This window comes from Streptomyces sp. GQ60, assembly GCF_059758875.1.
The window spans coordinates 299,480-323,821 of record NZ_JCAXEG010000007.1; the positions used below are offsets into that span (position 1 = coordinate 299,480).

Annotated in this window: 20 protein-coding genes; 8 read left to right on the top strand and 12 right to left on the bottom strand. The window is 72.6% G+C overall.

The genetic code is table 11. The features are described 5' to 3' along the window. Positions 1-148: 148 nt before the first annotated feature. The 3 genes from pdhA (AC6CKD_RS20190) to AC6CKD_RS20200 are packed head-to-tail and all read left to right on the top strand — an operon-like array spanning position 149 to position 3,686. The gene (pdhA, locus tag AC6CKD_RS20190; RefSeq protein WP_498328822.1) at positions 149-1,300 is read left to right on the top strand and encodes a pyruvate dehydrogenase (acetyl-transferring) E1 component subunit alpha; all 1,152 of its coding nucleotides are present in this window, start codon (positions 149-151) and stop codon (positions 1,298-1,300) included. Next, positions 1,297-2,310, top strand: a complete 1,014-nt coding sequence (locus AC6CKD_RS20195) for an alpha-ketoacid dehydrogenase subunit beta (protein WP_498328823.1) — start codon at positions 1,297-1,299, stop codon at positions 2,308-2,310. Before pdhA (AC6CKD_RS20190) ends, AC6CKD_RS20195 begins: the two co-directional genes overlap by 4 nt. Further along, positions 2,310-3,686, top strand: a complete 1,377-nt coding sequence (locus AC6CKD_RS20200) for a dihydrolipoamide acetyltransferase family protein (protein WP_498328824.1) — start codon at positions 2,310-2,312, stop codon at positions 3,684-3,686. The genes AC6CKD_RS20195 and AC6CKD_RS20200 overlap by 1 nt, the downstream gene beginning before the upstream one ends. Before the next feature lie 196 nt (positions 3,687-3,882). On the opposite strand, the gene AC6CKD_RS20205 is transcribed toward AC6CKD_RS20200, so the two are convergent. The 10 genes from AC6CKD_RS20205 to AC6CKD_RS20250 form a co-directional block, all read right to left on the bottom strand. Beyond that, positions 3,883-4,860 (bottom strand): NAD(P)H-quinone oxidoreductase, encoded by a 978-nt coding sequence (locus AC6CKD_RS20205; RefSeq protein WP_498328825.1) that lies wholly within the window; start codon positions 4,858-4,860, stop codon positions 3,883-3,885. Positions 4,861-4,926: 66 nt separating this feature from the next. Continuing rightward, entirely contained in the window at positions 4,927-5,994 is a 1,068-nt protein-coding gene (locus tag AC6CKD_RS20210; RefSeq protein ID WP_498328826.1) for a potassium channel family protein, read from the bottom strand. A gap of 20 nt (positions 5,995-6,014) precedes the next feature. After that, the gene (locus tag AC6CKD_RS20215; RefSeq protein WP_498328827.1) at positions 6,015-7,337 is read right to left on the bottom strand and encodes a molybdopterin molybdotransferase MoeA; all 1,323 of its coding nucleotides are present in this window, start codon (positions 7,335-7,337) and stop codon (positions 6,015-6,017) included. Then, positions 7,334-8,260 carry an NTP transferase domain-containing protein gene (locus AC6CKD_RS20220; RefSeq protein WP_498328828.1) on the bottom strand — a complete coding sequence of 309 codons (927 nt, stop codon included), beginning with the start codon at positions 8,258-8,260 and terminating at the stop codon, positions 7,334-7,336. Before AC6CKD_RS20220 ends, AC6CKD_RS20215 begins: the two co-directional genes overlap by 4 nt. A 478-nt stretch (positions 8,261-8,738) precedes the next feature. Then, on the bottom strand, positions 8,739-9,278 hold the full coding sequence (locus AC6CKD_RS20225) for a bacterial proteasome activator family protein (protein ID WP_243330999.1): 540 nt from the start codon (positions 9,276-9,278) through the stop codon (positions 8,739-8,741). Positions 9,279-9,384: 106 nt separating this feature from the next. Next, on the bottom strand, positions 9,385-12,234 hold the full coding sequence (locus tag AC6CKD_RS20230; protein ID WP_498328829.1) for an FtsX-like permease family protein: 2,850 nt from the start codon (positions 12,232-12,234) through the stop codon (positions 9,385-9,387). Next, entirely contained in the window at positions 12,231-12,962 is a 732-nt protein-coding gene (locus AC6CKD_RS20235) for an ABC transporter ATP-binding protein (protein ID WP_498328830.1), read from the bottom strand. The genes AC6CKD_RS20230 and AC6CKD_RS20235 overlap by 4 nt, the downstream gene beginning before the upstream one ends. Positions 12,963-12,995: 33 nt before the next feature. After that, complete coding sequence (locus AC6CKD_RS20240) at positions 12,996-13,679, bottom strand: PadR family transcriptional regulator (protein ID WP_498328831.1); 684 nt, start codon at positions 13,677-13,679, stop codon at positions 12,996-12,998. A gap of 73 nt (positions 13,680-13,752) precedes the next feature. Further along, positions 13,753-14,241, bottom strand: a complete 489-nt coding sequence (locus tag AC6CKD_RS20245) for a hypothetical protein (RefSeq protein ID WP_498328832.1) — start codon at positions 14,239-14,241, stop codon at positions 13,753-13,755. 150 nt (positions 14,242-14,391) lie between these two features. Continuing rightward, entirely contained in the window at positions 14,392-16,077 is a 1,686-nt protein-coding gene (locus AC6CKD_RS20250) for a Stk1 family PASTA domain-containing Ser/Thr kinase (protein ID WP_498328833.1), read from the bottom strand. 285 nt (positions 16,078-16,362) lie between these two features. Between AC6CKD_RS20250 and AC6CKD_RS20255 the strand changes: the two genes are divergently transcribed. Further along, positions 16,363-17,910 carry a protein kinase domain-containing protein gene (locus tag AC6CKD_RS20255; protein ID WP_498328834.1) on the top strand — a complete coding sequence of 516 codons (1,548 nt, stop codon included), beginning with the start codon at positions 16,363-16,365 and terminating at the stop codon, positions 17,908-17,910. Between the two features lie 91 nt (positions 17,911-18,001). Here AC6CKD_RS20255 and AC6CKD_RS20260 read toward each other — a convergent pair whose 3' ends face one another. After that, positions 18,002-18,418, bottom strand: coding sequence for a pyridoxamine 5'-phosphate oxidase family protein (locus tag AC6CKD_RS20260; protein ID WP_498328835.1), 417 nt, complete (start codon positions 18,416-18,418; stop codon positions 18,002-18,004). A gap of 152 nt (positions 18,419-18,570) precedes the next feature. After that, positions 18,571-19,233 carry a response regulator gene (locus AC6CKD_RS20265; protein ID WP_498328836.1) on the bottom strand — a complete coding sequence of 221 codons (663 nt, stop codon included), beginning with the start codon at positions 19,231-19,233 and terminating at the stop codon, positions 18,571-18,573. A gap of 325 nt (positions 19,234-19,558) precedes the next feature. Between AC6CKD_RS20265 and pdhA (AC6CKD_RS20270) the strand changes: the two genes are divergently transcribed. The 4 genes from pdhA (AC6CKD_RS20270) to AC6CKD_RS20285 all read left to right on the top strand — a co-directional run bounded on the left by pdhA (AC6CKD_RS20270) (position 19,559) and on the right by AC6CKD_RS20285 (position 24,311). Further along, positions 19,559-20,767, top strand: coding sequence for a pyruvate dehydrogenase (acetyl-transferring) E1 component subunit alpha (pdhA, locus tag AC6CKD_RS20270; RefSeq protein WP_498328837.1), 1,209 nt, complete (start codon positions 19,559-19,561; stop codon positions 20,765-20,767). Positions 20,768-20,772: 5 nt separating this feature from the next. Further along, entirely contained in the window at positions 20,773-21,753 is a 981-nt protein-coding gene (locus AC6CKD_RS20275; protein WP_388501272.1) for an alpha-ketoacid dehydrogenase subunit beta, read from the top strand. A gap of 13 nt (positions 21,754-21,766) precedes the next feature. Next, on the top strand, positions 21,767-23,203 hold the full coding sequence (locus AC6CKD_RS20280) for a dihydrolipoamide acetyltransferase family protein (RefSeq protein ID WP_498328838.1): 1,437 nt from the start codon (positions 21,767-21,769) through the stop codon (positions 23,201-23,203). A 166-nt stretch (positions 23,204-23,369) separates the two neighbouring features. Further along, positions 23,370-24,311: a GNAT family N-acetyltransferase gene (locus tag AC6CKD_RS20285; protein WP_498328839.1), complete on the top strand. Its 942-nt coding sequence runs from the start codon at positions 23,370-23,372 to the stop codon at positions 24,309-24,311. Positions 24,312-24,342: the final 31 nt, after the last annotated feature.

Consider the following 24,342-nt stretch of genomic DNA (forward strand, 5'->3'; position numbering starts at 1 on the left):
CACCCATACCAGGGCGTCGGCGCCACTTTGTCCACAGCCTGGCGCCGCCTGTAGCCAAATTGCCCGGACAACCGAACAATCGGTAGGTGAGGCGCCTCACACCCGGGGCCCTCCCTGCCCCGCTTCCCACGAGGAGGTGTACGCCGCCATGACGGTCCAAGAGCTGCCCGGTGCCGGTGCGTCCCACCGTTCCACCCCGCCGCCCGCCTGGAGGCCCCGTACGGATGCCGCCCCGCTGCTCCCGGACCCCGAGCCGTACCGGGTGCTGGGCACACCGGCCGCCGACCGGCTCGACCCCGAGCTGATGCGCCGGTGCTACGCCGAGCTGGTGCGCGGCCGCCGCTACAACGCCCAGGCCACCGCCCTGACCAAGCAGGGCCGTCTGGCCGTATATCCCTCCACCGTCGGCCAGGAGGCGTGCGAGATCGCCGCCGCGATGGTCCTGGAGGAGCAGGACTGGCTGTTCCCGAGCTACCGCGACACCCTCGCGGCCGTGGCGCGCGGACTGGATCCCGTCCAGGCGCTGACGCTGCTGCGCGGCGACTGGCACACCGGGTACGACCCGCGCGAGCACCGGATAGCCCCCCTCTCGACTCCCCTCGCCACCCAGCTGCCGCACGCGGTCGGCCTGGCGCACGCCGCCCGGCTGCGCGGGGACGACGTGGTCGCGCTCGCCATGGTCGGCGACGGCGGCACCAGCGAGGGCGATTTCCACGAGGCCATGAACTTCGCCGCCGTCTGGCAGGCGCCGGTCGTCTTCCTCGTCCAGAACAACGGCTTCGCGATCTCCGTCCCGCTCGCCAAGCAGTCCGCCGCGCCGACCCTGGCCCACAAGGCCGTGGGGTACGGGATGCCGGGCCGCCTCGTCGACGGCAACGACATCGCCGCCATGCACGAGGTGCTGTCCGAGGCGGTCCGGCGGGCCCGGTCCGGCGGCGGACCCACCATGATCGAGGCCGTCACGTACCGCATCGAGGCCCACACCAACGCCGACGACGCCACCCGCTACCGGGGCGACGCCGAGGTCGAGGCCTGGAAGGCGCACGACCCGATCGAGCTGCTGGAGCGCGAGCTGACCTCGCGCGGCCTGCTGGACGAGGCGGGCATCAAGGCCGCCAAGGACGCGGCCGAGGAGATGGCGGCGGCGCTCCGCGACGGGATGAACGCGGACCCCGTGCTCGACCCGATGGACCTCTTCGAAAACGTCTACGCGGAGCAGACCGGCCGGCTGCGCGAACAGGCGGCCATGCTCCGTGCCGAGCTGGACGCGGCCGAGCAGGAAGAGAAGGACGGATCATGACCACGGTGGCGGTGAAGCCGCCGGCCACGAAGCCGGCGACCATGGCACAGGCCCTGAACCGGGCCATGCGCGACGCGATGGCCGAGGACCCGACGGTCCACGTCATGGGCGAGGACGTCGGGGCGCTCGGCGGGGTCTTCCGCATCACGGACGGCCTCGCGAAGGAGTTCGGCGAGGACCGCTGCACGGACACCCCGCTCGCCGAGGCCGGAATACTCGGCGCGGCCGTCGGCATGGCCATGTACGGGCTGCGGCCGGTCGTGGAGATGCAGTTCGACGCGTTCGCGTACCCGGCCTTCGAGCAGCTGATCTCGCACGTGGCGAAGATGCGCAACCGCACGCGGGGCGCGATGCCGCTCCCGATCACGATCCGGGTGCCGTACGGCGGCGGGATCGGCGGCGTGGAGCACCACAGCGACTCCTCCGAGGCGTACTACGTGGCCACGCCCGGGCTGACCGTCGTGACCCCGGCGACGGTCGAGGACGCGTACGGACTGCTGCGCGCCTCGATAGCCAGCGACGACCCGGTGATCTTCCTGGAGCCGAAGCGGCTGTACTGGTCCAAGGCCGACTGGTCGCCCGACGCCCCCGCGGTGGTCCCCGGCATCGGCGAGGCGCTCGTCCGGCGGACCGGCACGAGCGCGACGCTGATCACCTACGGGCCCTCCCTTCCGGTGTGCATGGAGGCGGCCGAGGCGGCCCGCGAGGAGGGCTGGGACCTGGAGGTCGTCGACCTGCGCTCGCTGGTCCCCTTCGACGAGGAGACCGTCGTGGCCTCCGTACGCCGGACCGGGCGCGCGGTGGTGGTCCACGAGTCCGGCGGCTTCGGCGGACCGGGCGCGGAGATCGCCGCCCGGGTCACGGAGCGGTGCTTCCACCACCTGGAGGCGCCCGTGCTGCGCGTCACCGGCTTCGACATCCCGTATCCGCCGCCGATGCTGGAGAAGCACCACCTGCCCGGCGTGGACCGGATCCTGGACACCGTGGCCCGTCTGCAGTGGGAGAACTGATGCCGCAGGTCATGGAGTTCAAGCTGCCGGACCTGGGGGAGGGGCTGACCGAGGCGGAGATCGTCCGCTGGCTGGTCGCGGTCGGCGACGTCGTCGCCATCGACCAGCCCGTCGTCGAGGTCGAGACGGCCAAGGCGATGGTGGAGGTGCCCTGCCCGTACGGCGGTGTGGTCACCGCCCGCTTCGGCGAGGAGGGGACCGAACTGCCCGTCGGCGCCCCGTTGATCACCGTGGCCGTGGGGACGGCCGCCGACCCCGCCGATGTCGCGGACGAGCCCGCGGAGTCCTCCTCCGGCTCGGGGAACGTGCTGGTCGGCTACGGCACGGATCACTCACGTCCGGCGCGTCGGAGGCGGGTGCGACCCGGCTCCGCCGCGCCGGGGGCCGCTCCCGGGGGTCCGGCTCCGGCCGTGGTCCCGGCGGTCACGGCACCCGCCGCGGCACGGGCGGTCACGGCACCGGCGGCCACCGCACCGGCCGTCGTCGCCGGGCCGGTGCCGGTCATCTCCCCGCTGGTGCGCAAGCTGGCCCGGGACAACGGGGTGGACCTGCGCGCCCTGCGCGGATCGGGCCCCGAGGGCCTGATCCTGCGCGCGGACGTCGAGACGGCGCTTCGCGCACCGGCGCAGGCGCCGGCCGCCGCGGCCCCCGCCGTCGTCCCCGTTGCCGCCTCCACCGCGCCGGAGGGCGCCACGCGGATCCCCCTCAAGGGGGTGCGCGGGGCGGTCGCGGACAAGCTGTCGCGCAGCCGGCGCGAGATCCCGGACGCCACCTGCTGGGTCGACGCGGACGCCACCGAGCTGATGGCGGCCCGGGCTGCGATGAACGCCGCGGGCGGTCCCAAGATCTCGGTGCTCGCGCTGCTCGCCCGGATCTGCACGGCGGCCCTGGCCCGCCACCCGGAGCTCAACTCCACGGTGGACCTGGCGGCGAACGAGATCGTCCGGCTGCCGGCCGTGCACCTGGGCTTCGCCGCGCAGACGGAGCGGGGCCTGATGGTGCCGGTGGTCCGGGACGCGCACACGCGCAGCGCGGAGTCGCTGTCGGCCGAGTTCGCCCGGCTCACGGAGCTGGCCCGGGCGGGGAAGCTGGCCCCGGCCGATCTCACCGGCGGCACCTTCACCCTGAACAACTACGGGGTGTTCGGGGTCGACGGATCCACGCCGATCATCAACCACCCCGAGGCGGCGATGCTCGGTGTGGGGCGGATCATCCCGAAGCCGTGGGTGCACCAGGGGGAGCTGGCGGTCCGTCAGGTCGTGCAGTTGTCGCTGACCTTCGACCACCGCGTCTGCGACGGTGGCACGGCGGGCGGCTTCTTGCGGTACGTCGCCGACTGCGTCGAGTCGCCTTCGGTGCTGCTGCGCAGCCTGTAGCTCCGCGGGTGGGGCGGGTGCGGGTGGTCTGCCCTGCGGGGCGGAGTCCCCTACCCGCCCTTCGCCCGTTCCCCGGGCTCCGCCCGGACCCGGTCCTCAAGCGCCGGGCGGGCTGGAAGGGGTACCGGGCTGCGCCCGGACCCCCTGGGGCTCCGTCCCAGACCCCGCGCCTCAAACGTCGGCGGGGCTGGATGGTTCAGGTCGTCAGCAGGAGTTTGCCCACGTGGGTGCTCGACTCCATGACGCGGTGGGCCTCCGCGGCCTCGCTCATCGGGTACGTCGCGTGTACGACCGGGTGGATCCGGCCCGCCGCGACCAGGGGCCACACGTGTTCCCGTACGGCCGCGACGATCGCGGCCTTCTCCTCCAGGGGCCGCGCCCGGAGCGTGGTGGCGGTGATCGCCGCCCGCTTCGCCAGCAGGGCGGCCAGGTTGAGCTCCGCCTTGACCCCGCCCTGGAGCCCGATGATGGCGAGGCGGCCGTTCACGGCCAGCGCGTCCACGTTCCGGGTCAGGTACTTCGCGCCCATGATGTCCAGGATCACGTCCGCCCCGGCGCCGTCCGTGGCCGCCCGGAGCTCTTCCACGAAATCCTGCTCGCGGTAGTCGATCAGGATGTCGGCGCCCAGCTCGGCGCAGCGCGCCAGCTTCTCCTTGCCGCCCGCCGTGACCGCGACCCGCGCGCCCACGGCCTTCGCGAGCTGGATCGCCATCGTCCCGATGCCGCTCGATCCGCCGTGCACCAGGAGGGTCTCGCCCGGGCGCAGACCGGCCACCATGAACACGTTCGACCAGACCGTGGAGACGACTTCCGGCAGGGCCGCCGCCGTCACCAGGTCCACACCCGCCGGTACCGGCAGCAGTTGGCCCGCCGGGACGGCCACCCGCTGCGCGTACCCGCCGCCGGAGAGCAGCGCGCACACCTCGTCGCCGACCGACCAGCCGGACACCCCGGGCCCGATCGCGGCGATCCGCCCGGAGCACTCCAGGCCGGGATGGGGCGAGGCGCCGGGCGGCGCGTTGTAGAAACCCTGCCGTTGCAGGACGTCGGCGCGGTTCACGGCGCCGGCCGCCACCTCGACGAGTACCTCGCCGTCACCGGCCACCGGGTCGGGTGCGTCGGCCCACACCAGGACGTCGGGGCCGCCGGGCTGTTCGATGGTGATCGCATGCATGGCCGGAGGCTACCGCCCGGGCGGTAGCCTCCGGTGCCGGACCCGGCACGATCCGAAAGGGACGGCCTAGTCCGCCGAACCCAGCACCACCGGCGGGGTGGCCGACGGGGCCGCGCGGACGATGGTGATCACGCGGTCGGTGAGCTGGAGGGGGCTCGCGTGCGGATCGTCGTACGGGAGCAGGCGGTGGCCGCGCAGGACGCTGACGACCAGGTCGTCGGTGTCCCGGACCGACTTGCCGACTTCCCCGCGGTTCACCGGACGCTCGATCAGATCGAGCCCGCTGCCCTGCTGGATGAGGTCTTCCATGACCGTGCCCGCGCTCGGGCTGAGCACCGAGAGCCCGAGGAGCCGTCCGGCCGCGCTCGCGCTCGTGATGACCGCGTCCGCGCCCGACTGGCGCAGCAGCGGCGCGTTCTCCTCTTCCCGGACCGCCGCCACGATCTTCGCGCCGCGGTTGAGCTGGCGGGCCGTCAGGGTGACCAGGACCGCCGTGTCGTCGCGCTGGGTGGCGATGACGATCTGACGGGCCTTCTGGATCTCTGCGCGCAGCAGGACTTCGGAGCGCGTGGCATCGCCGACGACCCCCGTGTACCCCTCCGCGTTGGCGATGTCGATCACCTTGGCGCTGGGGTCGACGATGACGACCTGCTCCTTGCTGAGGCCGGTGGCCAGCAGGGTCTGGAGGGCGGAGCGGCCCTTCGTGCCGAAGCCTACGACGACCGTGTGCTCACGCAAGTTCTTCCTCCAGCGGCTGAGCCGCCACTCTTCCCTGGTGCGCTCGGTGAGGACTTCCAGGGTCGTGCCGACCAGGATGATCAGGAACAGCACGCGCAGCGGGGTGATCAGCAGGACGTTGACCAGCCGCGCGCTGTCGCTGTACGGGACGATGTCGCCGTAGCCGGTCGTGGACAGGGTCACGGTCGCGTAGTAGACGCAGTCGAGGAAGTCGACCTGGTCGTTGGCGTTGTCGTGGTAGCCCTCGCGGTCGATCCACACGATCAGAACCGTCAGGGCCATCACGAACAGCGCCATCAGCAGGCGCCGGGAGACCTGGCGGAGCGGTTTCTCGATGATGCGTTTGGGCAGTTTGATGCGGCGCGAGACGAGCTTCTCGTCGGCGCCACGTGCCATCGCGTCGGATCCGTGAAGTTTCACGTGAAACATCCCCCCGAGGCCCACGGGAGATCGAGGATCTCCAACTCCTGTCCGGATCGTGCCCCGTTCGCGGGTACGACGGCCAGCGCATCCGCGGCGGCCACCCCGCGCAGCATCGCCGGCCCGTTGTAGCGCAGCGGTACGGCGTGGTCCTCGGTCAGCAGGACCGGAACGAGCCGGGTGTCGTGCGGGGGGCCCGGTACGTCGCCCTCCACGGGCACCACGTACCGGGGGCGCGGACGCCGTCCGGCGAGGGCGCGCAGCAGCGGATCGGCGAGGGTGAGCAGCCCGGAGACGGCGGCCAGCGGGTTGCCGGGCAGGCCCACCAGGTAGCGGGTGTCGGCGCCGTCGCCGAGGCGGGCCAGTAGCATCGGGTGTCCGGGGCGGACCGCGACCCCGTCGACGAGCAGTTCGGCGCCGGCCTTGGCGAGCACGGGGTGGACGTGGTCGACGGGGCCGGAGGCGGTGCCGCCGGTGGTGATGACCACGTCGGCGGTGGAGCCCGTGACGGCGGCCAGCAGTGCTTCGGCGCCCGCCGGGTCGTCGCCGAGCCGCCGGACGGCGATGACCTCGGCGCCGAGCCGGCTCAGCCAGGGGCCCAGCATGGGGCTCAGTGCGTCGCGGATGAGGCCGTCGTGCGGAGGTCCCTCGGTGAGCAGCTCGTCGCCGAGCACCAGGATCTCCACGCGCGGCCGGGGCCGGGTGGTGAGCTCGTCGTACCCGGCGGCGGCGGCGAGGCCGAGGACGGCCGGGGTCACCAGCGAGCCCGCCGGCAGCAACAGGTCGCCGGAGCGGCACTCCTGTCCGCGCGGGCGGATGTCCTGGCCGGTGGCGACGGGCCGTTCGGCGTACAGCAGGGTGCCGGCCTCGCGGGAGTGCTCGCTGCGGATCACGGCGGTGGTGTCCGCGGGGATCCGGGCGCCGGTGGCGATCCGTACGGCCTCGCCGTCCGCGAGGGGCGCGGGGCGCTCGCTCCCGGCCAGTGCGCTCTCGCCGGGGCGGATGGTCCAGGGGCCGGGCCCGGCGACGGCCCAGCCGTCCATCGCGGAGGTGTCGAAGGACGGCAGGTCGCTCAGGGCGTCGAGGGGCCCGGCCAGTACCTCGCCGAGGGCGGCCGCCAGCGGGACCCGGTGGGTGCGGCCGCGGACGGCCGCACCGGCGCGGGTGGCGGTCTCCCGGGCCCGGAGCCAGGTCGCGGCGCGGTGGCCACCGCCGCCACCACCGCCACCGCCGGCGGCTTCGGAACGGGAGTCGCGGCTGACCAGCGCGAGGGCCTGGTCCAGGGCGCGGTCGGCGTCGGTGCCGGGGTCGGCGGTCATCCGGAGCCGGTCGCTTCGGGGCCGGTCGCTTCGCGGCCGGTGGCCTGCGAGGACCCGGCGGCTTCCGCGGCCTCGCCCTCCGCGGCCCAGCGCAGGGCGAGCTCGGCGGCCTTGCGCGAGGCCTCGGCCACGGCCTGCGCGGGGTCGGCGCCGGTGGCTTCGGCGTGGGCCGCCGCGTAGCCGACGAGGAACGTCGTCAGCGGGGCGGCGGGCCGGGCGACGCCGTGCGCGGCGTCACGGGCGAGGTCGAGCAGGGTCTTGGTGTCGACGGCGACGTCGATGCCCAGCTCGTTCTTGACGGCGGTGATCCATTGCTCCAGCACGGTTCCATGCTCTCTGATTCGGGCGCGGGCGGCGGCGAGATCGTCCCAGGTGTCGCAGTCGAAGGAGGCGAGTGGCGCAGCCGCGGTGACCGGGGTGAGGTCGAGTTCGGCGGTGAGGACGCGCAGCGGGAGGCCGTTCACCGAGCCGTGTTCGGTGGCCAGCAGGGCGATTTCCCTGCGCAGGGGCTCCGCGCGGTACGCGGCGACCAGGGGCTGGTCGCGGCCGCCCGGATCCCGGAGCAGGGCTCCGTCCCGGGTGTGGTGTTCGGGCGCGTCGAGGGTCCCGAGCAGGGCGCGGACCGTCTCCCGGTCGAGGAACGGCAGATCGGCGGAGAGTACGAGGACCAGCGGGGCCGTGGTGTGCCGCAGCCCGGCGTCCAGCGCGGCGAGGGGGCCGCCGCCGGGGGGGTCCTCCCGGGCCCAGTGCACGGGCCGGGCCGTCGGCCTGCGGCCGGCGACGACGACGGTGGTGCGGGCGTCCGTGCAGGCGTCCAGGACGCGGTCGAGGAGGGGGCGGCCGCCGACCAGGAGGCCGGGTTTGTCGGCTCCGCCCAGTCGGCTTGCGGCGCCGCCTGCCAGGACGATGGCGTCGTAGGTCATTCCCTCAGTATGAGGGGGGGTTGGGGACGGAGGGGCTGCGGGGTTTACCGGGTTCTTACCCGGTCGCCCGGGGGCGGGGGCGGGGGCTGCGGGTCCGCTGCGCGGGGCGGAGTCCCCTACCCGCCCTTCCACCGTTCCCAGGGCGCTGCCCTGACCCGCGCCTCAAACGCCGGCGGGGCTGGGAAGGGGTACCGGGCTGCGCCCGGACCCCCTGGGGCTCCGCCCCAGACCCCGGTCCTCATACGCCGGACGGCTGAAATGGCCGGGCCCCGGTCCTCGAACGCCGGAGGCTGAAAAGCCGGGCCCCGGTCCTCGAACGCCGGACGGCTGAAATGGCCTGGCCCCGGTTCTCGAGCGCCGGAGGGTTGAAAGGCCTGGCCCCCGGTCCTCAAACGCCGGACGGCTGAAAGGGCCGGGGCTCCGCACATGGCTGCGGGGCCGCCCGGGGGCGGCCCCGGAGGGGTGTGGGCGGGGTGGGTTAGAGGTAGGGGCCCGAGCGGATGGCGCCGTGGGGGCCGTCTTCGTCGTCCTCGTGGGAGGAGCCCGGCGGGAGGGCTCGGCGCATCTGTTCGAGCTGGGCCCGCGCCGCCATCTGCTGCGCGAACAGGGCCGTCTGGATGCCGTGGAACAGGCCTTCCAGCCAGCCCACCAACTGCGCCTGGGCGATCCGCAGTTCCGCCTCGGAGGGGATCGCCTCCTCCGTGAAGGGAAGGGAGAGCCGCTCCAGTTCCTCGACCAGCTCGGGAGCCAGGCCGTCCTCCAGCTCCTTCACCGACGCTGCGTGAATGTCCTTGAGACGGACCCGGCTGGCCTCGTCCAGAGGTGCGGCGCGTACCTCTTCCAGGAGTTGCTTGATCATGCTGCCGATCCGCATGACCTTGGCGGGCTGTTCGACCATCTCCGTCACCGGGACCTCGCGCGACTCGTCATCGGCGCCGCCGACCGGCATCCCGTCCTGCCCCACGATCAGGCCGTGCGGGGGGCTGTCCTGCGACCGTTCACTCCTCGGCATCTCCATGCCGTCATTCTCTCGCACACCTTCGTATTCACACGGTGTGCCCCCGCACGGGCGTGATCCACCCTGCGCGGGGGCACCAACTGGGCACCCGTCGGCGCCGGACGCGTCAGACCTCGCGGCGGGCCAGCGCTCCGCTCGAGCGGGTGACCAGGGCCGCCAGCAGCGCCGCGCCCACCGGGACGACGATCAGCAGACCGGCCAGCGTGGTCCACGGCACCGCGATCGGGACGTAGGGGATGGCCTCGGAGGCCGCCGCGTAGCCGTTCTCGATGCCCGACCGGACCAGGTCGGCCGCGGCCCGCCGCTCGGTGAGCCGGAGCCCGACCGCCGGCAGGATCCCGGCCGCCGAGCCGAGGAGCACGCCCATCAGGGCGACCACCCCGCACTGGAAGCCGCTGAGCGTGCGCCGCACCCGCGGCGGCGCGCCGACCGCCGCCAGGGTCTTCAAGTCGCCCTCGGCGTCCGCCTGGGCCAGGCCGGTGGCGATGCCGGCCGCGCCGATGGTGACCAGGCCCGCGAAGACGGTCAGGACGAGCATGACCAGGCTGTCATTGCCCTCGTAGCCCTTCTCGATCCGCACGTTCGTGTCCAGGCCCAGCTTGTCCAGGGCGCCGTCGAGCCGCTGGCGCTGCTCGGAACTCGCGGCCCCGTCGAGGGTGAAGTACGAGCCGAAGGGGACGGTGGCGATGCCGGCGCTCTTCGCGGCCGAGGGCGGCAGCACCAGGGCCAGGCCGTAGCCCTCCACCGACTCGGGTGCCTGGTACGCGGCGAAGACCTTGTCCTGGCCGGGGGCCGGCTCATCGGGCGCGGAGCCGGGGGCGGGCTCGCCCCGGCCCGTGATCAGCCGGACGGTGACCTTGTCCTCGCGCACGTTCTGCTTCTTGAAGGAGAGGGCCTTGCCCGCCTTCAGCGCGGCCGCGGCGCCCGGGTCCTCGACGGCCAGGACGGACAGCAGCTTCTCGTCGGCGACGACCACGGAGTGCTGGATGCCGAACCGGTCGTTCTGGCAGCGCCAGTCGTTGCGCAGCTCCTTCTGCTGGGCCAGGGTGAACGAACTGGGTCCGTTCTCGGCCGAGTAGAGGGGGCAGCGCTGCTCCTTCGGGATGATGATCTCGGCCCGCCCGCATCCCGGGTCCTCCCCGTACGGGGCGCACCCGGGCTTGCCGACGGTGATCCGGTCCACGTCGGCCCGGACGTCCACCGGGAGTTGCTGCGACAGGGTCTCGCGCATCGCGGGCACGTCCCGGAACGCGGTGTACTCGTTGGTCTCGATCAGCCCGGCACCGTAGGGGAGCTGGGCGACGTACTCGTGCCGCGCCTGGATATCCCTGCTGTGCTGGTACGTGGCCACGGCGACGGTGCCGGCGACGGCGGCCAGTACGGCGGCCACGGCCGGCGCGGTGCGGCCCCGGTTGCGGACGGCGTCGCGCAGCGCGAGGCGGGGCGACAGCGGGAGCCACCGGCCGGCCCGGCCGAACAGGCCCACCAGGGTGGGGGTGAGGGCGACGACGCCGAGTTCGGCGATGGCGCTGCCGCCCGCGACGACGGTGGAGCCCATCTTGGAGACGGAGCCGAGCAGGGCGATGGCGGCCCCGGCCGCGATGGCGATCAGGCCGAGGACGGGCAGCACCCGGTTGGCCCGGCGCACGCCGCGGCGGCCCGTGAGGGAGGCCAGCACGGTCTGCCGGGAGGCGTTGACGGCCGGGACGATGGCGGCCAGCAGCCCGGTCAGGACGGCGAGCAGGCCGATGCCGAGGAGTTCCAGCGGGCGGACGTCGAAGTGGCCGAACCGCTGGCCGATCGTGTCCTCCAGCACCGGGCGGAGCCCGACGGTGAGGGCGATGCCGAGGGCGGTGCCGGTGACGGCCGCCGCGGCGCCGATGACGAGGCCGCCGGAGAGCACGATGGCCCGGATGTGCCGCCGGTCACCGCCGTTGGCGCCGACCAGGCCGAGCTGGCGGCGCGAGCGCCGGGCGCCGACCGCGAAGGCGGGTCCGGCCAGCAGGCAGATCTCCAGCATGGCGAGGCCCACGACGGTGGAGACGATGGCGAGTTCGGTGGCCCCGATGGCAGCTCCGGGCTGCCACATGTTCCCGGGCTCCTGCTGGTAGAGCGGCACGTCGGAGTCGGCCGGAGGGTCGAGCAGCACGACGCGCGATTCGACGACGAGGTGCTGTTTGGCGTTGGTCTCCTTGACCATGTTCCACGTGAAACCTTCGCCGCCGACCTTCACCAGGTACGCGTCCTGGGGGGTCGTTCCCGAGCCGCCGGCGGCCTTCAGGTCCCGGTCGAGCGGGGCCAGCAGGGTGCCGGGCAGGGCCAGGAGCTGCGCGCTGTGCAGGTTGTCGGGCAGCTCGTAGACGCCGACGATCTTGTACGAGGTGGTCGATTCGCGCGGGGTCACGCTGGAGCCGAGGTAGTACCCGGACTCCTCCAGGAAGGCCCCGGTGGCGAGGATCTCGCCGGGAGCCTGCGGCAGCCGGCCGCGCTCCAGCGTCCACAGGCCCTTGACCAGCGGGCTCGCGGGGTCCACCTCGCGGAGCTCGGTCTCCAGGATCCCGTACCGGGTGCGGACCTTGGCGTAGGACTTGCTGTCCTTGACGGACTGGGCGCCGGCCGGGAGCTCGGGCGCGGCGGCGGCTTCGTCCCGGCCGCCGGGGCTCCCTTCGAACTTTTCGTATCCGCCGACCGGGGCGTAACTCTGCGCGTCGGGGCTCTGGTAGAGGGCCGTGCCCATGTGGGGGTCGGTCACCTTGGCGTCGGCGGCGCCGAGTACCCGGCCGACGCGCTGTTCGGGGGAGAGCTCCGAGCTGCGCACGGTGAGGTCGAGGGCGCTCACGCCGACGATCGGCAGGGCGATCATGGCCAGGACGAGGGCGCTGCGGCCCTTGGAGCGCCAGGCGTCGCGGCGGGCTATCCGGATCGCGGCGATCCAGGAGTGGTACGAGGAGATCACTGAGCGGCCGCCTGCCCGGAGAGCAGGGAGTCGGCCTGGCTGCGCAGGGTCTCGTCGACGACGCTGCCGTCGCGCAGGAAGACCACGCGGTCGGCCCATGCGGCGAAGCGCGGCTCGTGGGTGACCAGGATCCCTGCGGCACCGGCGTCGCAGCGCGAGCGCAGCAGGGCGAGTACGGATTCCCCGGTCTCGGAGTCGAGGGCGCCGGTGGGCTCGTCGGCGAGGACGAGGCGGCGGTCGCCGACCAGCGCGCGGGCGATGGCCACGCGCTGCTGCTGGCCGCCGGACATCTCGTCGGGGAACCGGTCGGCGAGCTGGCCGAGGTTCATCTCCTCCAGTGCCGAGAGGGCCGAGACGCGGGCCTTGCGGGCGGAGACCCCGTCGAGTTCGAGCGGCAGGGAGACGTTCTCGGCCGCGGTGAGGGCCGGGATCAGGTTGTAGTCCTGGAAGACGTACCCGATGCTGCGGCGGCGCAGGGCGGCCAGCTGCTTGCGGGTCGCGGTGGTGATGTCGGTGCCCTCGACGATCACCTTGCCGCTGCTCGGGGTGTCGAGTCCGCCGGCGAGGGTCAGCAGCGTGGACTTGCCGGACCCGGAGGGGCCCATGACGGCGACGAGTTCGCCGGGGTACACGGAGAGGTCGATCCCGCGCAGGGCGTGCACCTCGGTGGCGCCGCTGCCGTGGATGCGGACGAGCTGGTCCAGCTGCAATACGGGCTGGTCGGGCATGAAGGGTTCCCCCCTGGGACGTGGAGCGGTGGTTCAGACCCGCCGCGTGCGGGCGGTACGGGAAAGAGACCGGTCGGTGGTCGTGGGTGTGGTCGGGACGGTGGTGGCCGCGGAGCCCGCGGGGGCCCCGGGGCCCCCGGGCGGCTCGGCCCCGGCCGGCGCGCGCTCCCCGCGCGCGGCCAGCCGTACGAGCCGGGACTCGCAGTGGTCGAGCCAGCGGGCCTCGGCCTCGGTCTGGAAGATCAGCTGTTCCAGGACGAGCAGCCAGGCGATGTCGTCGCGCTCGCCGGAGCGCCCGCTCTCGATGGCGGCGAGCGCCTGTGCCTTGAGCCGGGTGTAGTCCTGCATGGCCTGGACGGTGGCGTGCCGCTGTGCCTGGATGACGGCGCGGATGTCCACGCCGGGCGCGCCGACGGCCATGGCGAGCTTGATGGCGAGCTCGTCGCGGGGCGGGTTGGCCCGGTCGACGGGACGCTCGTACCACTCGCGCAGTTCGTGGCGGCCGGTCTCGGTGATGGCGTACAGGGTGTGCCCGGCGGGGTCCTCGCCGCCGGGGGCGACGAGGCCGTCGCGCTCCAGCCGGGCGAGCGTGGTGTAGACCTGCCCGACATTGAGAGGCCAGGTGGAACCGGTGCGGGACTCGAATTCGGTGCGCAGCTGGGAGCCGTACCGGGGGCCCCGTTCCAGCAGGGCGAGAAGGCCGTGGCGGATCGACATACTCAGTATGTATACCGAGTATGCAGCTCTCCGCAACCATCCTGGGGCCTACTCCTCAAGGGGGACCCGGGAGCTACCTGCCCCGGCGCAGGCGCATTCCCATGAATCCGAGACCCAGTCCCATCAGGGTGAATCCCGTTCCGAGCGGCAGTATGTGCGCGGCCAGGTCGGCGGCCCGCTCGTTCGGCTCCGTGCCGAGCGCGCCGATCACGGGGGGCTCGGAGGGCGTCGCGGGAACCGGCGGTACCGGCTCGGTGCGGGGGTGTGCGGGTACGGGGCGAGCGGCGAGCACGGTCTCGGGATTGGCGGGCTCGCCCACCGGCCGTCCGGGCCGCTCCCGCCCGGCCCCGGCGGCGCTGCCGGCGAGGTCTTCGAAGGCCCGGTCCGCCACGTCCGCCACGGGTGCGTCCGCGTCCGCCACGGTTGCGGCCACGTCCGCCACGGGCCCGGCCACGGCCGCGCGGGGGGCGGGGGCCGCGGCGTGCGCGGGCGCCGTGATCAGCAGCGTGGCGGTCGCCAACGCTGCCCCGGCGGTCCAGCGCAGCGCGCGGGCGTAGGTCACGGACTCAGATTTACATAACCGGACAAAACCGGCATCCCGTACGGGCCGTTCGGGATGCGGCCCCACCTAGAAGGTCGGCTTCTTCACGGATCCGGACCCGAACTCCGCTTCACCCCCGCGGGTCGCGCCCCGCGGGCACGACCGCGCGGATCACTCCGGGTCGCCGGTGGAGATCCACAGGGTGAAGGTGGTGTTGCTCGGGTCGATCGGGTCGCCCCCCTCGGGGGTCTGCTGCACGATGGTCCCCTCGCCGTAGACCGCCTCGTCCTGCGGCTTCTCCTCGTACTTCCAGCCGCCGGCCCGGATGCACGCCTTCACCGAGACCTGGTTCAGGTACCGGAAGTCCGGCGCGTTCACCTTGCCGGCCTGGCTGTGGTGCTTCTGGGGCTCCTTGCACTTGGACTCCTCGATCGTCCGCGAGAGGTCCGGCCCCTTGTGCCCGGCCTTCGCCGGGGCGGATGCCGAGGAGGAGGAACTCGGGCTGTTCGGCCCGGCCTTGTCCTTGTCGTCTCCGCCCAGGTCCAGCGCGGCGATCAGCCCGCCGATGGCCGCCAGGGCCACCACGGCGGCCCCCACCAGGACCGGGACGCTCTTCTTCCGCCCGCCCGCGGCCGCACCGTGACCGGTCTGCCCGGCCTGCGGCGACACCGCGTACGGCGGCGGGGTCGCCACCCCGTACGGCGCCGGGGTCGGCGCCTGCTGGTGCTGCTGCGGGTACCCGTACGCCCCGGACTGCGGCCCCGGCTGCGCCATCGGCTGCGGCGTAGGCGCGTACGCGGACGGCACCGGGGTGTGCGGCGCCTGGTAGGGCTGCTGCACCGAGTGCGGCGGGGCCTGCAGACCGGAGTCCACCGGCGGGAACACGGCCGAGCCGAGCCCGGCGCCGCTGTTCGTCGGGTGCGCGCCCGGGACGATGACCGGGGCCCCGGTGTGCCCCGAGCCGGCCACCCGTGCGACCTCGTCGAGCATGGCGGCGGCGGTGGGGAAACGCTCGTTCGGGTTCTTCTTCAAGGCCCGTGCCACGAGCGCGTCCATCGCCGGGGTGACCGAGCGGTTGATGGAGGAGGGCGCGACCGGCTCCTCCTGCACGTGCGCGTACGCCATGCCCAGGGCCGAGTCGGCGACGAAGGGGACCCGTCCGGTCAGCAGCTCGAAGAGCATGATGCCCACCGAGTACAGGTCGGAGCGGGCGTCCACGGCCCGCCCGAGGGCCTGCTCGGGGGAGAGGTACTGCGGGGTGCCGACGACCATGCCGGTCTGCGTCATCGAGGTGACCCCCGACTGCATGGCCCGCGCGATGCCGAAGTCCATGACCTTGACCACCCCGCGCCGCGTCACCATGACGTTGCCCGGCTTGATGTCGCGGTGGACCAGGCCCATCTCGTGGCTGCTCTCCAGAGCCGCCAGCACGTCGGCCGTCACCTTCAGCGCCTTGTCGGCCGGCATGGCCCCGTACTGCCTGATGTCGCCGTCCAGGACGGAGCCGAGCGGCTGCCCCTCGACGTACTCCATGACGATGTACGGCATGACCGCGCCGTCGGCCGCCGAGGGGTTCGCGAAGGAGACGACTCCCTCACCGGTGTCGAATACCGAGACGATGTTGGTGTGCGACAGTTTTGCTACAGCCTGCGCTTCACGGCGGAAACGTTCGCGGAAGGACTGTTCCCGCCCGAGCTCGCTGTGCAGCGTTTTGATGGCGACCTGGCGGTCGAGCGCCGAGTCGTAGGCGAGGTAAACGGAGGCCATGCCTCCCTCGCCGAGCAAGTCCCTTAGCTGGTAACGGCCACCGGCCAAAGAGCCGCCCGCGTACTGGCCCTGGGTGCCGTCCTGGCTCATGACTGTTGCTTCCCCTCGGGATGTGTCCCTACGCCTCTGGCTGAGCGCATGTCGGCCTCAGTCTGCCGGAGGGCAAGCACACGTCAAGCCAGGTTCCCGTTCCGTGACCACAAGGCCACAGGGGGTCCACAGGCAGCCGACGGCGGGTCCGCGTCCGAACGGTGACCGGTTCCGAGGCTGTAGCGTTCGTCGGAGCACACGATGAGGACCCATCCGCTGAGCGGCGGCCGAGACAGACGACGGTGAGGACTGATGGCACCCGAACCCGAGGGAAGCGGCGCCGGGATGGCAGATGGTCCTGAGCACTGGGGCGCGGGCGGCCTGGTGGGTGACGGCCGCTATCGGCTGACCCACCGTCTGGGCCGGGGCGGCATGGCCGAGGTCTTCGCCGCGGAGGACGTCCGGCTGGGCCGGACCGTCGCCGTCAAACTGCTGCGCCCCGACCTCGCCGAGGACCCCGTGTCCAAGGCCCGCTTCACGCGCGAGGCGCAGTCGGTCGCCGGCCTCAACCACCATGCCGTGGTCGCCGTGTACGACTCGGGTGAGGACCGGGTCGGCCCGAACGTCGTCCCCTACATCGTCATGGAACTGGTCGAGGGCCGCACCATCCGCGACCTGCTGATCAGCGCCGAGGCCCCGGGCCCCGACCAGGCGCTGATCATCACCTCGGGTGTGCTCGAAGCGCTCGCGTACTCGCACCAGCACGGCATCGTGCACCGTGACATCAAGCCCGCCAACGTGATCATCACGGAGACCGGCGCGGTCAAGGTGATGGACTTCGGCATCGCGCGCGCCCTGCACGGCGCGCAGTCGACGATGACCCAGACCGGCATGGTCATGGGCACGCCGCAGTACCTCTCGCCCGAGCAGGCCCTCGGCAAGGCCGTGGACCACCGCTCCGACCTGTACGCGACGGGCTGCCTGCTCTACGAACTCCTCTCCCTGCGTCCCCCGTTCACGGGGGAGACCCCGCTCTCGGTGGTCTACCAGCACGTGCAGGACGCGCCGATCCCGCCCTCGCAGCTGCCGGAGGGCGGCAACATCCCGCAGGAGCTCGACGGGCTCGTCATGCGCTCCCTCGCGAAGGACCCGGACGACCGGTTCCAGAGCGCCGAGGAGATGCGCGGGCTGGTCCAGTACGCCCTGCAGATGCTGCACGACCAGGGGCCCAACAGCGGCACCTGGAACACCGGCCCGGTCACCATGGCGCTGCCGCACGGCCGCGGCCCGGCGCAGACCACGGCGATGGCGACGCCCGGCCAGGGCCAGCCGCCGTACGGCTCGCACTCCTCGACCTCGCAGTTCCAGCAGCCGATGGTGCCGCCGCTGAACCCGGACGACGGCTCCGCCTACCCCGGCGGGGGCGGCAACGGCCACGGCGGGACCGGCGGGTACGACGGGTACGGCGAGCGCTCCTCCGGCGGCGGCAACTGGAAGCTGTGGCTGTTCGCGGTCCTCGCCGTCCTCGCGGTCGCGGGCGGTGCCGCGTACGCGGTCAACGGCTTCGGCGGCAACAAGTCCCCCGGCACGGGCGGCGTGACCCCGCCGGCGAGTTCCGCATCCTCCTCGGCCGGCACGGCGCCGGAGAGTCCGGCGCCGGAGACCGCGACGTCCCAGTCGGCGCCGGAGAGCTCGTACTCCTACTCGGCGCCGGCGACCCGCAGCAAGACTCCGTCGCCGAGTTACTCGTACACGCCATCGCCCAGTCCGTCGCCGACGCTCACCTCGACGCCCACGCCGACCCCCACGCCCACGCCGAGCCCGTCGAAGACCGCCTCGCAGAGCCCGTCGAAGACGCCCGAGGGCGACCGGGGCGGGGACGACCGACCGTAGTCCCGAGGTCATGAGAACGGCCCGGCGGCCCCTGTCATCGACAGGGGCCGCCGGGCCGTTCTCCGCGGGACCAAAGTCCCGCGCGGGTCGGTCAGAGCGCGTGCTGGTACTGCCGGTCCAGATTGCCGGCGAGGGTGTGGACGGTGACCAGTTGCGGCTCGATCCGCATGTAGACGGGGTCGAAGACCGCGCCGTCCACGAAGTGCGGACCGGGTCCGAACAGCTCCAGTTCGGCGGTGGTGGGTTCGACGACGTTCGCGGTGCCGGTGAACTGCACCGACCACAGCTGGGACTCGCCGGAGTTGAAGTTGTCGGCTCCGTACGAGACGACGCTGCCGTTGCAGGCTTGGTGGTAGCCGAAACCGGCGTGCATTCTCAGGACGACCGTGCCGTTCACCACGATGTGGCGCGCGACGGCGAGGAAGGGCAGCGCGCGCATGCTGGTGGCGGCTCGGCCGTACGGCACGCGGCGCAGCAGTTCGATGGCGTGGAGTTCCTCTGGGGACATGCCCTCCACTGTCCGCTACCGACACCCTGCCGGGAAAGAGGAGCCCGCCCCGCACATCGGGGACGTTGGTCCCGAATTAAACAGCGCGCCCCGTGGAATCGTGCACCACGGGGCGCAACGCTGTGTAGCGAATGCGGGGAATCGGATTTCCGCTAGTTCCGCTTCTCGGCCTGCAGGCGGGCCACGTACGCGGCGGCCTGGGAGCGGCGCTCCATGCCCAGCTTGGACAGGAGGCTGGAGACGTAGTTCTTGATCGTCTTCTCGGCCAGGTGCAGCCGCTCGCCGATCACGCGGTTCGTCAGGCCCTCGCCGATCAGGTCGAGGATCTTGCGTTCCTGGTCGGTGAGGTTGGAGAGCCGGTCGTCGCCCTTGCCGTTCTTGCCGTCGCGCAGCCGCTCCAGCACCCGGGCCGTGGCGACGGGGTCCAGCAGGGACTTGCCGGCCGCCACGTCACGCACCGCGTTGAGCAGCTCGTTCCCGCGGATCGCCTTGAGCACGTAGCCCGAGGCGCCGGCCATGATCGCGTCGAACAGCGCTTCGTCGTCGGCGAACGAGGTCAGCATCAGGCACTTGATGTCCTCGTTCTGGGAGCGCACCTCGCGGCACACCTCCACCCCGCTGCCGTCGGGCAGCCGGACGTCGAGAACGGCCACGTCGGGGCGGGTGGCGGGGATCCGGACCAGCGCGTCGGCGGCCGTACCGGCCTCGCCCACGACCTCGATGTCCGATTCCATCGACAACAGCTCGTGAACACCCCTACGCACCACTTCGTGGTCGTCCAGGAGGAATACCTTGATTTTTCCGTTTTCGCGCACGAACTCAGTTTCACACACTCACCCCTTCCCTGCCGGAGTCGCGCGGGATAACGTGCCGTTGTTCCGGCCCCCTGCAAGGCTGTGACCAGTGGTTGTTCCCGGTTCCGCCGATTTACTTGGAAATCCAAGCAAAATCGCAGGTCAAACGGGGTTTCGCAGTTATGCGACGCACTGGGTAACGTGCATTGCGCAGGGCACTCGCCGGGGCACCTGTCACGCCTGAATCCCAGACCCGAAGCGCACCCACCCCGTGCGCGGGCAGAGATCCAGGTGAGCCGCACTGGTCCCCGGAGAACCCGGGAGCCGGACCGACGGAGGAGCAATCGTGACCGTGGAGAGCACTGCCGCGCGCAAGCCGCGACGCAGCAGCGGCACCAAGCGGCCGGCCGGCGCAACAAGCGCCGCCAAGCCCGCCGCTGCCACCGCGAAGACGCATGACGCCGAGCCCCAGCTCGTACAGCTGCTGACGCCCGAGGGGGTGCGCGTCGACGTCGCGGAGAATCCCGACGTCGCGGAATTCGCCCCCTTCGTCGCCGACATCACCACCGATGACCTGCGCGGTCTCTACCGCGACATGGTCATGACCCGCCGCTTCGACGGCGAGGCGACCGCCCTCCAGCGCCAGGGCGAGCTGGGCCTGTGGGCCTCGCTGCTCGGCCAGGAGGCCGCTCAGATCGGCTCCGGCCGGGCGCTGCGCGACGACGACTACGTCTTCCCGACGTACCGCGAGCACGGTGTGGCCTGGTGCCGGGGGGTCGACCCGACCAACCTCCTCGGCATGTTCCGCGGGGTGAACCACGGTGGCTGGGACCCGACCACCAACAACTTCCACCTGTACACGATCGTCATCGGCTCCCAGACGCTGCACGCGACCGGGTACGCGATGGGCGTGGCCAAGGACGGCGCCGACTCGGCCGTCATCGCCTACTTCGGCGACGGCGCGTCCAGCCAGGGCGACGTGGCGGAGGCCTTCACCTTCTCGGCGGTCTACAACTCGCCCGTGGTGTTCTTCTGCCAGAACAACCAGTGGGCCATCTCCGAGCCCACCGAGCGCCAGATGCGCGTGCCGCTCTACCAGCGCGCGCAGGGCTTCGGCTTCCCGGGCGTCCGGGTGGACGGCAACGACGTACTGGCCTGCCTCGCGGTGACCCGCTGGGCGCTGGAGCGGGCCCGCCGGGGAGAGGGGCCCACCCTGGTGGAGGCCTTCACGTACCGGATGGGTGCGCACACGACCTCCGACGACCCGACGAAGTACCGGCGCGACGAGGAGACGGCGGCCTGGGAGGCCAAGGACCCGATCCTGCGCCTGAAGGCCCACCTGCTGGCCACCGGAGGCGCCGACGAGGCGTACTTCGATCAGCTGGAGGTGGAGAGCGAGGCGCTCGGCAAGCGGGTGCGCGAGGTCGTGCGCTCGATGCCCGACCCCGACACGATGGCGATCTTCGAGAACGTCTACGCGGACGGGCACGCGCTCGTCGACGAGGAGCGCGCGCAGTTCGCCGCCTACCTCGCGTCCTTCGAAGGCGGGGAGTGACCGTCATGGCCGTACAGAAGCTCACCATTGCCAAGGCGCTCAACGACTCCCTGCGCAAGGCCCTGGAAGAGGACCCCAAGGTCCTGATCATGGGTGAGGACGTCGGCAAGCTCGGCGGCGTCTTCCGCATCACCGACGGACTCCAGAAGGACTTCGGCGAGGAGCGGGTCATCGACACCCCGCTCGCCGAGTCCGGCATCGTCGGCACCGCGATCGGCCTGGCCCTGCGCGGGTACCGGCCGGTCGTGGAGATCCAGTTCGACGGGTTCGTCTTCCCGGCGTACGACCAGATCGTCACGCAGCTCGCCAAGATGCACGCGCGTTCGCTCGGCACCATCAAGATGCCCGTGGTCATCCGCATCCCTTACGCGGGCGGCATCGGCGCGGTCGAGCACCACTCGGAGTCCCCGGAGACGCTGTTCGCGCACGTCCCGGGCCTGAAGGTGGTCTCGCCGTCCAACGCGAGCGACGCCTACTGGATGCTCCAGCAGGCCATCCTGAGCGACGACCCGGTGATCTTCTTCGAGCCGAAGCGCCGCTACTGGGACAAGGGCGAGGTCGACACCGAGGCCATCCCCGACGCGCTGCACGGCTCGCGGGTCGCCCGTACGGGCACCGACATCACCCTGGCGGCCTACGGCCCCATGGTGAAGGTCTGCCTGGAGGCCGCCGCGGCCGCCGCCGAGGAGGGCAAGTCGGTGGAGGTCGTGGACCTGCGCTCGATGTCCCCGGTCGACTTCGACGGGATCCAGGCGTCGGTGGAGAAGACCCGCCGGCTCGTGGTGGTCCACGAGGCGCCGGTGTTCCTCGGGGTGGGTTCGGAGATCGCCGCTCGCATCACGGAGCGGTGCTTCTACCACCTGGAGGCGCCCGTGCTGCGCGTGGGCGGCTACCACGCCCCGTACCCGCCGGCCCGCCTGGAGGACGAGTACCTGCCGGGCCTGGACAGGGTGCTCGACGCAGTCGACCGCTCGCTGGCGTACTGAGGAGAGCCCTGCGATGACGATCCGCGAATTCAAGATGCCCGATGTGGGCGAGGGCCTCACCGAGGCCGAGATCCTCAAGTGGTACGTCCAGCCCGGTGACACCGTCACCGACGGCCAGGTCGTCTGTGAGGTGGAGACGGCGAAGGCGGCCGTCGAGCTGCCGATCCCCTTCGACGGGGTCGTGCACGCGCTCCTCTTCGAGGAGGGCGTCACGGTCGACGTCGGCCAGGTCATCATCTCGGTGCAGACGGCCCCCGGCGGCGAGGCTCCGGCAGTGGCCGAGGCCGTCGCCGCGGCTCCCGCCGCCGCACCGGTCGCCGCTGCGGCGGAGCCCGAGGCCCCGGCGGCCCGCCAGCCCGTCCTGGTCGGCTACGGAGTCTCCACCGCCTCTACGAAGCGCCGCCCGCGCAAGGCCGCGCCGCAGCCGGCGGTCGCCGCGCAGAACGGCACGGGCATCGCCCAGGCCGCTCCGGCGGCTCCGGCCGCTCCCGTGGTCCCCGCCCAGGGCGGCGCGGGCAAGGCGCTGGCGAAGCCGCCGGTGCGCAAGCTCGCCAAGGACCTCGGCATCGACCTGGCGGCGGTGATCCCCACCGGCGACGGCGGGGTCGTGACCCGCGAGGACGTGCACGCGGCGGCCGCGGCGGCCGTCACCCCGCAGGCCGTGGCTCCCGCGGTCCCGGTGGCCCCGGCGGCGGCCCCGGCAGCCCAGGCGGCTCCGGTACAGGCCCCGGCCGAGGTGCCCGGCACCGCCCGCGAGACCCGTATCCCGGTCAAGGGCGTCCGCAAGGTCACCGCCCAGGCCATGGTCGGCTCCGCCTTCACCGCGCCGCACGTCACGGAGTTCATCACCTTCGACGTGACCCGCACGATGAAGCTGGTCCAGGAGCTCAAGGAGGACCCGGACCTCGCCGGTCTGCGGATCAACCCGCTGCTCCTGATCGCCAAGGCCGTCCTCGTGGCGATCCGCCGCAACCCGGACGTCAACGCGTCCTGGGACGAGGCGGCCCAGGAGATCGTGCTCAAGCACTACGTCAACCTGGGCATCGCGGCGGCCACCCCCCGCGGGCTGATCGTCCCGAACATCAAGGACGCCCACGCCAAGACGCTCGGCGAGCTGTCGCAGGCCCTGTCCGGGCTGGTCGCCACGGCCCGCGAGGGCAAGACCTCCCCGGCCGACATGCAGAACGGCACCATCACCATCACCAACGTGGGCGTCTTCGGCGTCGACACCGGTACGCCCATCCTGAACCCCGGCGAGTCCGCGATCCTCGCGGTCGGCGCGATCAAGCTCCAGCCGTGGGTCCACAAGGGCAAGGTCAAGGCCCGCCAGGTCACCACCCTGGCGCTTTCCTTCGACCACCGCCTCATCGACGGCGAACTCGGCTCCCGCTTCCTCGCGGACATCGCCGCCGTCCTGGAGCACCCCCGCCGCCTGATCACCTGGTCCTGACGGTGCACCACGCCGTCTGACCACCTGGTCCCGACGGCCCGGACCGGCCCCCTGGCACTTGCCCGGGGGGCCGGTCCCGGTTCGCCCGGTTCCGCTTGCCACGCGCTCGCTCCGACGCGGTGAAATGCCCTTGTGGGCGATTCCGCGGCGGTGTGATCATCGGCCAATGCATTTCCGCGCTGCCACCGCAGACCCCTCCGACATGGACCGCGCCCTCGCCTACCCGGCCGACGGCCCCGTCCCCGCCCTCACCCCCGAGAAGATCCGCGAAGAGCTCGCCGCCCACCAGATGCGCCCCGAGTGGACCTGGTTCGCCGAGGACGGGAACGGCGAGATCCTCGGCCGCGCCCTGTGGTGGGGCCGCGCCGACAGCGAGCGCCCGATCGCCCTCGACTGCCTTCAGGTACGGAGCTCCGTGGCCGACCCGGCCGCCGTCGCCGCCGGGCTGCTCGACGCCGGGCACCAGGCCTTCGGTGCGCTCCCCGTCTACAACATCTCGCTCCCGCGCGACTGGCGCACCGCCCCGGACGGCCTGGCCGACGCGGTGGCCTGGCGCCAGGAGGCCGCCACCGCCTCGGGCCTGACCCGGGCGATCGAACGGCTCCGCTTCGAGTGGACCCCGGCCGCCGGGACCGCCGAGCCCACCGGCCGCCTCGTCTTCCGCGACGGCACGGACGAGGAGTTCCTCGACGCCTTCGTCCGCCTCTCGCAGGGCAGCCTGGACCTGCACACGCAGGACGAGCTCCGCACGCGCGACGCCGAGGAACTGGCGCGCGACGACATCGAGTTCTACACCGACTGCCCCGGCGAGCGCTCCTGGTGGCGCCTGGCCCACCTGCCGGACGGCACCCTCGCGGGCCTGGCGATCCCCTCGGCCACCCCGTACCACCGCAACGTCGGCTACCTCGGCGTCGTCCCCGAACAGCGCGGCCGGGGCCTCATCGACGAGATCCTCGCCGAGATCACCCGCTTCCACGCGGCGCAGGCCGCCGACCGCATCACCGCCACCACGGATACCGTGAACACCCCGATGGCCGCGGCCTTCACCCGGGCCGGCTACGAGGTCACCGAGATCCGCCTGGTCCTGGAAGCGGCCCAGGGGGCCTGAACACGAGGGGTCCGGAGGCCCCGGGCCGGGA